Annotated in this window: 8 protein-coding genes; 1 reads left to right on the top strand and 7 read right to left on the bottom strand. The window is 38.9% G+C overall.

The window, feature by feature from the left end; translation table 11 throughout:
- The first annotated feature begins 36 nt into the window (after positions 1-36).
- Positions 37-3,717, top strand: a complete 3,681-nt coding sequence (locus tag MHH69_RS05375) for a S8 family serine peptidase (protein WP_341361862.1) — start codon at positions 37-39, stop codon at positions 3,715-3,717.
- Positions 3,718-3,799: 82 nt separating this feature from the next.
- Here MHH69_RS05375 and pyrE read toward each other — a convergent pair whose 3' ends face one another.
- The 7 genes from pyrE to MHH69_RS05340 are packed head-to-tail and all read right to left on the bottom strand — an operon-like array spanning position 3,800 to position 12,386.
- On the bottom strand, positions 3,800-4,432 hold the full coding sequence (gene pyrE / locus MHH69_RS05370; protein ID WP_122970299.1) for an orotate phosphoribosyltransferase: 633 nt from the start codon (positions 4,430-4,432) through the stop codon (positions 3,800-3,802).
- Entirely contained in the window at positions 4,433-5,140 is a 708-nt protein-coding gene (gene pyrF, locus MHH69_RS05365) for an orotidine-5'-phosphate decarboxylase (RefSeq protein ID WP_122970298.1), read from the bottom strand.
- Entirely contained in the window at positions 5,141-6,052 is a 912-nt protein-coding gene (locus MHH69_RS05360; protein WP_122970297.1) for a dihydroorotate dehydrogenase, read from the bottom strand. It lies immediately after the preceding gene.
- A complete protein-coding gene (locus MHH69_RS05355; RefSeq protein ID WP_341361861.1) occupies positions 6,049-6,822 on the bottom strand; it encodes a dihydroorotate dehydrogenase electron transfer subunit in 774 nt (257 codons plus the stop codon). The genes MHH69_RS05360 and MHH69_RS05355 overlap by 4 nt, the downstream gene beginning before the upstream one ends.
- Positions 6,822-10,019, bottom strand: coding sequence for a carbamoyl-phosphate synthase large subunit (gene carB, locus MHH69_RS05350; RefSeq protein WP_122970295.1), 3,198 nt, complete (start codon positions 10,017-10,019; stop codon positions 6,822-6,824). Before carB ends, MHH69_RS05355 begins: the two co-directional genes overlap by 1 nt.
- On the bottom strand, positions 10,012-11,112 hold the full coding sequence (locus MHH69_RS05345; RefSeq protein ID WP_122970294.1) for a carbamoyl phosphate synthase small subunit: 1,101 nt from the start codon (positions 11,110-11,112) through the stop codon (positions 10,012-10,014). Before MHH69_RS05345 ends, carB begins: the two co-directional genes overlap by 8 nt.
- The gene (locus MHH69_RS05340; protein ID WP_341361860.1) at positions 11,112-12,386 is read right to left on the bottom strand and encodes a dihydroorotase; all 1,275 of its coding nucleotides are present in this window, start codon (positions 12,384-12,386) and stop codon (positions 11,112-11,114) included. The genes MHH69_RS05345 and MHH69_RS05340 overlap by 1 nt, the downstream gene beginning before the upstream one ends.
- Between the last annotated feature and the right edge of the window lies 1 nt (position 12,387).

Raw genomic sequence — 12,387 nt, 5'->3', positions numbered from 1 at the left:
TTTTCAGACTAATAGAATACTAAGAGGAGTGGATTTATGAAACTTAGAAAAATAGTACTTGTGGCAATTGCTTTCTTTTTGGCATTCAGTACACCACTGTTCGGCGTGAACAGTACGAGCGCAAAAAGTTTAAAAAACTTGCCTACCATTCAACAAGAAAAAAATGAACCAAACATCTCAAAATCTCTAGCAAATCCAAAAAACCCCGACAAAAAAGTTCGAATCGTCGTTGAACTTGACGGGGAGCCTGCTATTGAAAAAGCAACAAAAAAAGGCGTTTTATATAAGCAATTAAAACGGTCAGAAAAAGAATCCATTGAAACTGCCGTTACGGAAGAACAAGAAAGTGTTCAAGATACATTAAAAAAACAAGTGCCTTCCGTCAAATATATTGAAAACTTTTCAGTTGTATTTAATGGATTCTCAGCAGAAGTAGAAGCAAAATATGTTGAAAAAATCGCAGCTACATCTGGTGTTAAAGCTGTCTATGAATCTACTGAATATGAACGACCAGAAGTAAAACCGGATATGATTCATTCGAAGGAATTAGTTCAAGCTCAACGCGCATGGAATGAATACGGTTTTGAAGGTGAAGGTATGGTTGTCGGTATTATTGATACTGGTATCGATCCGAGCCATAAAGACATGGTTTTATCTGATGAAAGTACAGCCGAACTAACTGAAGAAGAAGTAAATGCTCTGCGATCAGATGGATCCATTAAAAATGGTCAATATTATACGACAAAAGTTCCTTTTGGATATAACTATATGGACGGTAATGATGAAATTTTAGATTTAGGTCCAGGTGCATCGATGCATGGTATGCATGTTGGTGGTACAGTTGCAGCCAATGGAGATGAAGAAGACGGTGGTATTAAAGGAGTAGCTCCTGAAGCGCAACTTTTAGCTTTAAAAGTATTCGGAAATGATCCAAACTTTTCATCCACTTATGGTGATATTTATATAAAGGCAATTGATGATGCCATCAAGTTAAATGCCGACGTTTTAAACATGTCACTAGGTTCTCCTGCGGGATATGTAGATGAATCTAGCCCGGAACAACAAGCCGTATCTAGAGCTACAGAAAATGGTATTATCGTTTCGATTTCTTCAGGAAACTCGGATATGTATGGCTCTGGATATTTTTATCCTTATGCTGAAAACCAAGACTACGGTGTGACAGGATCGCCGGGTATATCCTATGACTCAATCAGCGTTGCTTCCGTTGAAAATTCGATGATTACTGCATATAGTTTTTCTTATCAAGTCGATGGAGCGCCATCAGGAGAAGCCCTTTATTTATTAGCAAATGACGCCAACCCAATTGAAACATTTAGCGGACCAGTAGAAGTCATGGATGCTGGTTTCGGAACAGCTGCTGATTTTGAAGGAAAAGATTTCACAGGAAAAGTCGCTTTAATTTCCCGTGGTTCTAATGCGTTTGTTGAAAAGGGACTGAATGCTCAAGCTGCAGGTGCAGTAGCAGCCATTATTTACAACAATACTGAAGGTACAATTAATATGGCAACTGACCCTGGTATTACGATTCCATTCATGTCCATTGTAAAAGTGGATGGAGAATCATTAAAAGCTGCTTTAGATAACAATCAAAGTGTGACAGTCTCCTTCGATGGAAACTTTATTGAAACACAAAATCCGAGCGCAGGACAATTAAGTAGTTTTACTTCTTGGGGTCCAACGCCTAACTTAGATTTCAAACCGGAAATTACAGCTCCAGGTGGAAATATCTTCTCAACATTAAATGATGATAAGTATGGATTAATGAGCGGAACTTCTATGGCGGCACCTCATGTAGCGGGTGGTAGTGCCCTTGTTTTAGAAAGGGTAGACCAAGAATTTGATGCAACTGGTGCGGATAGAGTTCAAATAGCGAAGAATTTATTAATGAATACAGCTCTTCCAATGGAAACAACTCCAGGTGAGTATGTTTCACCACGTCGACAAGGGGCTGGATTAATGCAACTTGCAAATGCTCTATCAACGGATGTTATTGTAACAAATTCAGAAACGGGAGAAGCAAAAGTTGCTTTAAAGGAAATTGAAAATGACCAATTTACCTTTACTTTAGTTGCTGAAAACTTCTCAAATGAGGAAAAAACATATAATGTTGAAACACAACTTCAAATCGACATGCCTGTTAATGCCGGTGATGGATTATATGTAACGGTTCCAAACACATATGGTCAATATGTTCTTACGGATGAAGATGCAGATATCAATACTCCAGAATCGGTTACAATTCCTGCAAATGGTACAAAGGAAATTACTGTATCAGTTGACGTTTCCAATTTACCAGAAGAGATTCGTTCCATTTATTCTAACGGCTTCTTTGTTGATGGTTTCGTTCGATTAATTGATCCAAATGAAGAAGTAACAAATAATGTACCATTAACTGTCCCATTCTTTGGATTTAACGGCGGTTGGGATGATGCAAGAATCTTTGATTACTTTGCTTGGGACAATTTAACTTATTGGGGTTATACTGCTTTAGCAGATGAACAAGGTTCCTTCATTACAGGAGCAGGCGAACAATTTGATTCTTCTCGATTTGGTTTCTCTCCAAATGGAGATGGTATTCGTGATCAAGCAATTCCTGTCTTTTCTTTATTCCGTAATGCGAAGCAATTGAAAGTGGAAGTTGTCGATATGAACGGGAAAGTTTTACGTACTTTAAGAACTGCTAACAACTTAACGAAACATTATACATCTGACAACCCATACACTTATAATACGAACTATGGTTGGGATGGGAAAATTAATAATGCAATCGCTAAAGATGGAGACTATATTATTCGTGTAAGTGGGGTTATCGATTATGAAGGAGCACAATGGCAATCCATTGAATTCCCTGTTAAGGTCGATACGGCAGCCCCTAGCGCTAAAGTAACTTTCGATGCTTCAACTAAGACAGTTGTTGTCTCAAATCCTACCGATAATAAAGGTGGAACAGGTGCAGAATACTGGCAAGTATATGTAAATGGAGAAGCTGTTTCAGAAACTCTTCCTCTAACTACATCAACATTTACAATTAGTGGAGAATTAACGAATAAAGATAAAATTTCGGTACAATTAGTAGACGTTGCACGAAATGCTCAAACCTATGACTTCCAACTAAATAGTAATGAAGAAACAACACCTCCTGTTATTTATATTGAAAGTCCAAATTACTTTGATATATTTAACACGAACGAAATCGAAGTGAATGGAACAATTGAAGATGATTCAAAAATCACTTCAGTTACGGTGAACGATGAAGAAGCATCATTCGATGGTGTTCAATTCTCTCATACTTTAAATCTTGAAGATGGTTTCCAAGACATTCGTGTCAAAGCAATTGATGAATTCTCAAATGAAATGCAAATCTCTCGTAAAGTTTTCGTTGATACACAATTCCCAACAATTTCTTTTGGAAAAATTCCTAAAAACACAAAAGAAAGTGTGATTGTAGTTCCAGTTACTTTAAAAGACAATTTTGATGAAGTTCGATTAACGGTAAATGGAGACGAAAAATTCTTACACGAGTTATCAGAACCATACGAAATGAAAGGTTTTGAAGAACAAGTGGAAGTAGAACTTCCATTAGTAAATGGAAATAATGAGTTCATTTTTGAAGTAGAAGATTTAGCAGGAAATGTAACAACGAAAACGATTCAAATTAAAAAGAGTGGGAAACCTGGCAAGGGAAAAAATAAATAAACTTAAAACCGAAAAAGCCTATGATGGTATCATCCATTATAGGCTTTTATCTATAAAAAGTTTTATAAGAGAGTAGCTTACTTTATTTAAGTTCTCCTGCCTTTAGTTTACTATGCCAATCTTGTAAGAAAGGAATATCGTTCCCTTCAATTATTCCCGTTTCTGATGCAGCTTCCACAAGATAATCAAAGTTTGTTAATGAAACATACTTCACTCCTATTTCCTCAAAAGCCTGTTCTGCGTGAGGTAAATTATATGTATATACACATACGACACCAACAACTTCACAACCAGCGGCACGTAATGCTTCGACTGCAGTAATGGATGAACCGCCAGTAGAAATAATATCCTCCACTACAACAACCTTTTGACCAGGTTGAATTTTCCCTTCAATTTGATTACCTCGACCATGTTCCTTTGCTTTTGAACGAACATATACCATTGGCAACTCTAAAAGGTCTGAAACCCATGCTGCATGTGGAATCCCAGCAGTAGCTGTACCAGCAACAACTTCTGTTTCACCAAAATGTTTTTTTATGTTTTCTGCAAGACCTCGAGCAATTTGTTTACGTACAGAGACATCTGAAATGGTTAATCGTGTATCACAATAAATTGGTGATTTAATACCTGACGCCCATGTAAATAATTCTGTTGGATTTAATTCAACTGCTCCAACCTTTAACATACCTTTTGCAATTTCCTTTTGTACTGACATTTAGTTTCCCTCCCATAATGAACAAACTTCTTTATATGCAGCAAGTGGATCCCTCGAGCCCGTTATAGCTCGGCCAACAACGATAAGAGATGATCCATCCGCGCGAGCTCCATCTGGTGTCGCAATCCGTTTTTGATCATGAACATCTCCACCAGCTAAACGAATGCCAGGCGTTACACGTAAAAATTCTTCTCCACATTCGTTCGCAATCATTTTTGCTTCATGAACTGAACATACAACGCCATCAAGTTGTGCTTGTTTAGCTATTTTTGCGTAATGCAATACTGATTCTAATAGAGATAAATGAATTTGTTGTTCGCTTTTCATTTGTTCTTCCGTTGTGGAGGTAAGCTGGGTTACTGCAATTAATTTTGCTCTTTTTTTGCCAACTGGAGTACCTGCTTCCAAACCTTCCAATGCCGCTTCCATCATCTGAATACCTCCGGCAGCATGAACATTAACAAGATCTACTCCTAAATGAGCTAACCCTTTCATTGCCGATTTAACCGTATTCGGAATATCATGAAGCTTTAAATCTAGAAAAATATCATGGCCCTGTTCCTTCACTTTTCGAACAATGTCAGGGCCTTCCTGTAAATAAAGTTCCATCCCAATTTTAACGAACAACGGCTCTTGAAAGTGTTGCAAAAAATGAAATACTTCATGCTCTCCAGGAAAATCTAAAGCAATAATTGGTTTGTTATTCATTTATCGGTGGCTCCTTCCGATGATTTCTTTAATATGTTTCACACCAAGTTCTTCTAATTTAGCAGGTAATGCATCAATAATATTCGGGCACACAAATGGATCGACAAAGTTTGCTGTGCCAACTGCAACAGCAGAAGCTCCTGCCGACATAAAATCAATGACGTCTTGGGCACAAGAAACACCACCCATTCCAATTATCGGAATCGAAACCGCCTTGTACACATCGTATACCATACGAATGGCAATGGGTTTTACAGCAGGTCCAGATAGTCCGCCAGTTCCATTCGCAATGACCGGTTTCCCTGTTCGTTCATCGAGTCGCATACCAATTAACGTATTGATCATTGTAATACCGTCTGCCCCACCAGCTTCAACGGCTTTTGCAATTTCAACAATGTCTGTTACATTTGGTGAAAGTTTTACATAAACAGGTACAGTCGAAGCTGCTTTTACAGCTTCGACTAGTTCTCGGGCAACAACTGGATCTGTTCCGAAAGTTATCCCACCATGCTTTACATTTGGACAAGAAATATTTAGTTCTAAAGCTTTCACATTTGGAGCAGTTGATATTTTTTTTGCCACTTCTACATAGTCTTCCGTAGTTGTACCAGCAACGTTCGCAATAATCGGTACGTCAAAACGCTCTAGCCATGGAAGTTCATTTGCCATTACCTTTTCTAAACCTGGATTTTGTAATCCAATCGCATTTAGCATCCCAGCAGGTGTTTCAGCAACCCGTGGAGTCGGATTTCCTAAACGCGTTTCCACCGTAGTTGCTTTAATCATAATGGCTCCTAGTTTAGAGAGATCATATAGCCCACCATATTCTTTACCAAAACCAAAACAACCAGAAGCAGGCATGATTGGATTTTTTAATTCTAAACCTGGGAGTTGAATCGTTAAATGTCTCATAGTTGTACAACTCCTTTCGGGAATACCGGTCCATCTGAACATACTTTCACATAATCTTTATCCGCACTATCAGTCGTTTTACAAACACATGCAAAACAAGCACCTATACCACAACCCATCCGTTCTTCAAAGGAAAGATATCCTTGTTTATCCGGATAAAATTGTTCTAATGCTCTAAGCATCGGCATTGGACCACAAGCATAGAAAACATCAAATTCAGGTTTTAACTCCTCTAGTAAATCTGTTACAAAACCTTTCGTTCCCTTCGTTCCGTCCACTGTAACGAAATGGGTATCGCCTAAAGTTGAAAACTGTTCTTCATAAAAAGTCACTTCTTCCGTTGCAAAGCCGAAGACGTGGATCGTTCGAATACCTCGTGCATTTAACTGTTTAGATAGTTCATATAACGGTGGTACACCAATTCCACCACCAACTAGTAAAGCTGTTCCACCTTCTGGAGCTGTTTCCACGGAAAAACCATTACCTAAAGGACCGAGAACGTCAACTTCATCGCCAACTTGCCTTTGAGATAGGAGGTTTGTTCCTCTCCCTTCTGCACGATAGATGAGCGTTACTTCTCCTGTTTCTTTATCAATATTTGCAATACTTATAGGTCGTCGAAGAAGTGGCTCAAAGGTTTCTGACACTCGAATATGGACAAATTGTCCAGGATTCATGTCCTGAACAATTTGTCCTTGTAAAGTTAGTTCAAAAATATGATGAGCAATTTCACTTTGACGAACGACGATCATTCGCTCTTGTTGAATCATTAATGAAATACCTCCGCTTTTGGCATTTCTTCTGCCGTAAATGTCATCGATTCGATTACTTCTAACATAGCTTCAGCTGTATCTAAGGATGTTAAACATGCAACCCCATTTTCAACGGATTCACGTCGAATACGGAAGCCGTCACGAGCAGGTTGTTTCCCTTTTGTTAATGTATTCACTACTAGTTGAGCTTCACCGTTTTGAATGACATCTAACAATGTTTTTTCCTTAGAACCGATTTTTCCTACTACATCGACTTGAATACCAGCTTCTGCAAAACTGCGTGCAGTACCTTCAGTTGCCATAATTCGATAGCCAACTGTGTTAAAACGTTTAGCTAAGCCAATTGCCTCTTCTTTATCTTTATCGGAAACTGTAAATAAAACCGTTCCGTGGCTTTTAATTTCCATACCGGATGCTACAAAACCTTTATATAATGCTTTTTCAAAGGTAGCATCTTTCCCCATTACTTCCCCTGTTGATTTCATTTCAGGTCCTAACGTAATGTCTACACGGCGAAGTTTTGCAAAACTAAATACCGGTACTTTTACGAAAACGCCTTTTTGCTCTTTAGCAAGGCCAGTTGTATAACCCTGTTCTATTATCGATTGACCAAGAATTGCCTTAGTTGCAATGTTAGCCATCGGTATGTTTGTAATTTTACTTAAGAATGGTACAGTACGACTTGAACGTGGGTTTACTTCAATTACGTAAATTTCTCCTTTTGAAAGAACGTATTGAATGTTCATTAATCCTACAATGTTTAACCCTTTTGCTAATCGAGTCGTGTAATCAACTAAAGTAGCTTTTTGTTCTTCTGTTAATTTTTGCGGCGGATAAACCGAAATTGAATCACCAGAGTGAACCCCTGCTCGTTCAACGTGTTCCATAATACCTGGAATTAATACGTTCTCTCCATCGCAAATGGCATCTACTTCTAACTCTTGACCAGTTAAATAGCGGTCAACTAATACAGGATGATCCGGAGATGCTTCTACAGCATTTTCCATGTAATGCTTCAATTCCTGTTCATTATAAACAATTTCCATTGCACGCCCACCAAGTACGTAAGAAGGGCGAACTAAAACTGGGAAGCCAAGTTTTTTACCGATTTCTAGTGCTTCTTCTGTAGATACTGCCGTTTCCCCTGCTGGCTGTGGAATACCTAGTTCGTGTAAAGCTTGTTCAAATTTATCACGATTTTCCGCGCGATCAATCGCCTCTAAACTAGTACCTAAAATGTTCACACCATTTTCAGCTAGTTTATTTGCTAAGTTAATTGCCGTTTGACCACCAAATTGAACTACTACTCCAATTGGTTTTTCTAAATCAATAATATGCATAACATCTTCAATTGTTAGTGGTTCAAAGTACAGCTTATCTGAAATTGAAAAGTCTGTTGAAACTGTTTCAGGGTTCGAGTTAATAATAATCGCTTCATAACCTGCTTCTTGGATTGCCCATACGGAGTGTACAGTTGCATAGTCAAACTCAACCCCTTGACCGATTCGAATCGGACCAGAACCTAATACAACAACAGACGGTTTATCCGTTACGATTGATTCGTTTTCATCTTCATAAGTTCCGTAGAAGTATGGTGTTGTTGATTCAAATTCCGCTGCACAAGTATCCACCATTTTATAAACTGGAATGATTCCTTGTTCTTTTCTATATTCGTAAAGTTCCTTTTCCGTTGTTTGCCAAAGTTCCGCAATTTTCTTATCAGCAAAGCCCATACGTTTAGCTTGGCGTAAAACGACAGGATTATTTACGTTTTCTGTTAAAGTTGATTCCATTTGTATAATGTTTTGAAGTTTATTTAAGAACCATAAGTCAATTTGGGACCATTCATGGATTTGTTCAATCGTTACCCCACGACGAAGGGCTTCAGCTATGAAGAATAGACGTTCATCTCCAGCTTTACGTATACGTTTTTCAATCCAGTTATCCGAATTGTCGTCTGCATGTTTTAATTCGATATGGACTTGACCCGTTTCTAAAGAACGTACCGCTTTTAAAATCGCTTCTTCAAACGTACGTCCTAATGCCATTACTTCTCCAGTCGCCTTCATTTGCGTTCCTAAATTACGTTTTGCAGATTCAAATTTGTCAAAAGGCCAACGTGGAATTTTAGCTACGATATAGTCAAGGGCGGGTTCGAAGTCTGCGTAAGTTGAACCTGTTACAGGGTTAATAATTTCATCTAAAGTTAAACCTACTGCAATTTTAGCTGCGAGTTTCGCAATTGGATAACCCGTTGCTTTTGACGCTAATGCTGACGAACGAGATACCCTTGGATTTACTTCAATAACATAGTAATTAAAACTATTTGGATCAAGGGCTAATTGAACGTTACATCCACCTTCAATTTTTAGCGCACGAATAATGTCCAATGAAATGTTACGCAACATTTGATATTCGCGATCCGATAACGTTTGGGAAGGAGCCACAACGATGGAATCCCCTGTATGGATGCCCACTGGGTCGAAGTTCTCCATGTTACATACAACAATCGCATTATCGATAGAATCACGCATTACTTCGTATTCAATTTCTTTGTAACCAGCAATCGATTTTTCAAGTAAACATTGAGTTACTGGGCTATATTTTAAACCGCTCGTTACGATTTCCTCTAATTCTTGATCGTTATGACAAATACCTCCCCCTGTTCCTCCTAGGGTAAAGGCAGGGCGAACGATTACTGGGTAACCGATTTTTTCAACAAAGTTCTTTGCTTCCTGTAAGTTATGAATAATATCTGATTCCGGTACAGGTGCACCAAGCTCATACATTAAGTTACGGAATTGGTCTCGGTCTTCCGCTTTATGAATCGCATCAAGTTTTGTTCCTAAAATCTCGATTCCTAACTCATCTAAAATACCCGAGTTGTTTAATTCAATCGCCATATTTAACCCTGTTTGACCGCCAAGGGTAGGTAGGATGGCATCTGGACGTTCCTTACGTAAAATTCGAGAAACAAATTCTAAAGAGATTGGTTCAAGATAAACTTTGTCCGCAATTTGCGTATCCGTCATGATGGTTGCAGGGTTCGAATTAATTAAAATTACACGGTAGCCTTCCTCTTTTAATGAAAGACAAGCTTGTGTTCCTGCGTAGTCAAATTCTGCTGCTTGCCCAATAATGATAGGACCTGATCCGATTACTAAAATAGTTTCTATATCTGTACGTTTAGGCATGTTGTTTCTCCTTCCCTGCATAGGCTTCCATTAATTCAATAAACTCATCAAATAAATGATTTGAATCCTCTGGCCCCGGTGAGGCTTCTGGGTGATATTGTACGGTAAACACCGGATATTTTTTATGGCGTAACCCTTCTACTGTTCCATCATTTAAAGCGACATGGGTTACTTCTAAATCCGTTCCTTCTAAAGAATTTTCATCGATGGCATATCCGTGGTTTTGAGACGTTAACTCTGTACGTCCAGTACGTAAGTCTTTTACTGGGTGATTCGCTCCACGGTGTCCGAATGGTAATTTGAAACTTTTTGCACCACAAGCTAGAGCAAATAGTTGGTGACCTAAACAAATACCGAAAATTGGCACTTTTCCGATTAATCGACAGATTGTTTCAATCCCTTCCGTAACATCTGCTGGGTCCCCAGGTCCGTTAGAAAGCATAATTCCATCTGGATGCCAAGCTAAAATTTGTTCTGCGGACGTGTTATAAGGGACAACTAAAACGTCACAATCCCTTTTATTTAATTCACGTAAAATTCCATGTTTCATGCCGAAATCCATCAACACGACCCGTTTTCCTCTACCTGGACTTGGATATGCCGCTTTTGGTGACACTTCTTTCACATGGTTCGTCATAAGAGGCGTTGCTTTTAACGTATTCACAATTTCCTCTACATTTACGTCTTCATCTGCAGCAGTTAACATTGCTTTTACTGCACCTTTAGATCGGATAATGCGAGTTAATTTTCGTGTATCGATTCCTTCAATTCCAGGAATGTCCTGTGATAGTAAGTAATCGTTTAATGATAAATCACTACGGAAGTTGGAAGGTTCCTTTGCCAACTCTCTACAAACCATCCCTTTAATAGCCGGCGTAATTGATTCAAAGTCATCACGGTTAATTCCGTAGTTGCCGATTAATGGGTAAGTAAATGTAACGATTTGTCCATAGAACGACGGATCTGATAAAGTTTCTTGATATCCAGTCATCCCTGTCGTAAAAACCACTTCCCCTCGAGATGCTTTATCACTTCCGAAAGCTTCCCCATTAAAAACTGTTCCATCTTCTAAAATCAATAGTCGTTTTTTCATTATTTTGCCTCCTCATAGACGATGTTGCCTTCTACCATTGTTAATACTGGCCATCCTTTTGCAGTCCAACCGTTAAATGGCGTATTGCGCCCTTTTGATGCGAACTCTTCTGCGTTGATTGTTTGTTCTTTTTGCAAATCGATTAAAATCAAGTCAGCCGAACCACCTACTTCAATTTTTCCGTATGGAAGGTTAAAAATTTCAGCAGGTTTTACAGTCATCCAATCGATTAATTGTTTTAACGTCCATTTCCCCGTCTCTACAAATTGGGTATATAAAAGGGGAAAGGCTGTTTCAAAACCAACAATTCCAAAGGGTGCTCCTACCATCCCACAGCATTTTTCTTCAACTGTATGAGGTGCATGATCTGTAGCGATACAGTCAATTGTGCCATCAAGTAATGCTTGATGTAAGGAATCTTGATCATCCTTTGCTCGTAACGGTGGGTTCATTTTCCAATTCGCATCGTCACTCGGAATATCCATTTCTTCTAATAATAAATGATGAGGACAAACTTCAGCTGTCACTCGAATGCCAGCACGTTTTGCATCCCTTACAGCCCGCACAGATTCCTTTGTTGAAACGTGACATACATGATATCTTGCTCCAGCTGCTTCTGCTAAAAGGACATCGCGGGCAATTTGTACTGATTCACAGATGGAAGGAATCCCTGGTAAGCCAAGCTCTTTGTTGCGTTTTCCTTCGTGCATTACTCCGTCATAAATTAAGGAATTATCTTCACAGTGGGCAACAACTACCATGTCAAGCTTCGCTGCATCTTGCATTTGTTCATACATAGTAGAAGCGAGTTGAACACCGACTCCATCATCCGAAAAGGCTACGGCACCGTGGGCTTTTAATTCCGCTAAATTCGTTCTGGCATCGCCAGACTGGGCAACTGTTAAAGAACCGTAAGGAAGAACACGAACTTTTGCATTTTCTTTAATTAAGTGATTAATGAGTTCTAAATTTTCAACCGAATCGGGCACTGGTTTCGTATTCGGCATCGCACATATTGTCGTAAACCCACCCTTTGCAGCGGAGGCTGTACCTGTTTCGATTGTTTCTTTATGCTCAAATCCAGGTTCACGTAAATGGACATGAACATCGACAAAGCCAGGCGCTAGCAGATGGCCATTTCCATCGATCACTTCAGCATTAATTGGTTGTTTTCCACCAATGGCTAAAATTTTTCCATTTTCAATCGTTATTGTTGTATCCACTAGTTCACTTTGGTCATTTAGCATTTTGATATTTAGTATAAATTTCGTCATG

This window comes from Ureibacillus sp. FSL E2-3493, from assembly GCF_038077515.1.
Taxonomy (GTDB): domain Bacteria; phylum Bacillota; class Bacilli; order Bacillales_A; family Planococcaceae; genus Ureibacillus; species Ureibacillus halotolerans.
This window is presented reverse-complemented; position numbering and strand designations above follow the sequence as displayed.

Bases quoted from the DNA above. Each gene is read 5' to 3' on its own strand.
- carB (WP_122970295.1), bottom strand. From the start codon at position 10,019: ATGCCTAAACGTACAGATATAGAAACTATTTTAGTAATCGGATCAGGT.
- pyrF (WP_122970298.1), bottom strand. From the start codon at position 5,140: ATGAATAACAAACCAATTATTGCTTTAGATTTTCCTGGAGAGCATGAA.
- MHH69_RS05340 (WP_341361860.1), bottom strand. From the start codon at position 12,386: ATGACGAAATTTATACTAAATATCAAAATGCTAAATGACCAAAGTGAA.
- MHH69_RS05355 (WP_341361861.1), bottom strand. From the start codon at position 6,822: ATGATTCAACAAGAGCGAATGATCGTCGTTCGTCAAAGTGAAATTGCT.
- MHH69_RS05345 (WP_122970294.1), bottom strand. From the start codon at position 11,112: ATGAAAAAACGACTATTGATTTTAGAAGATGGAACAGTTTTTAATGGG.
- pyrE (WP_122970299.1), bottom strand. From the start codon at position 4,432: ATGTCAGTACAAAAGGAAATTGCAAAAGGTATGTTAAAGGTTGGAGCA.
- MHH69_RS05375 (WP_341361862.1), top strand. From the start codon at position 37: ATGAAACTTAGAAAAATAGTACTTGTGGCAATTGCTTTCTTTTTGGCA.
- MHH69_RS05360 (WP_122970297.1), bottom strand. From the start codon at position 6,052: ATGAGACATTTAACGATTCAACTCCCAGGTTTAGAATTAAAAAATCCA.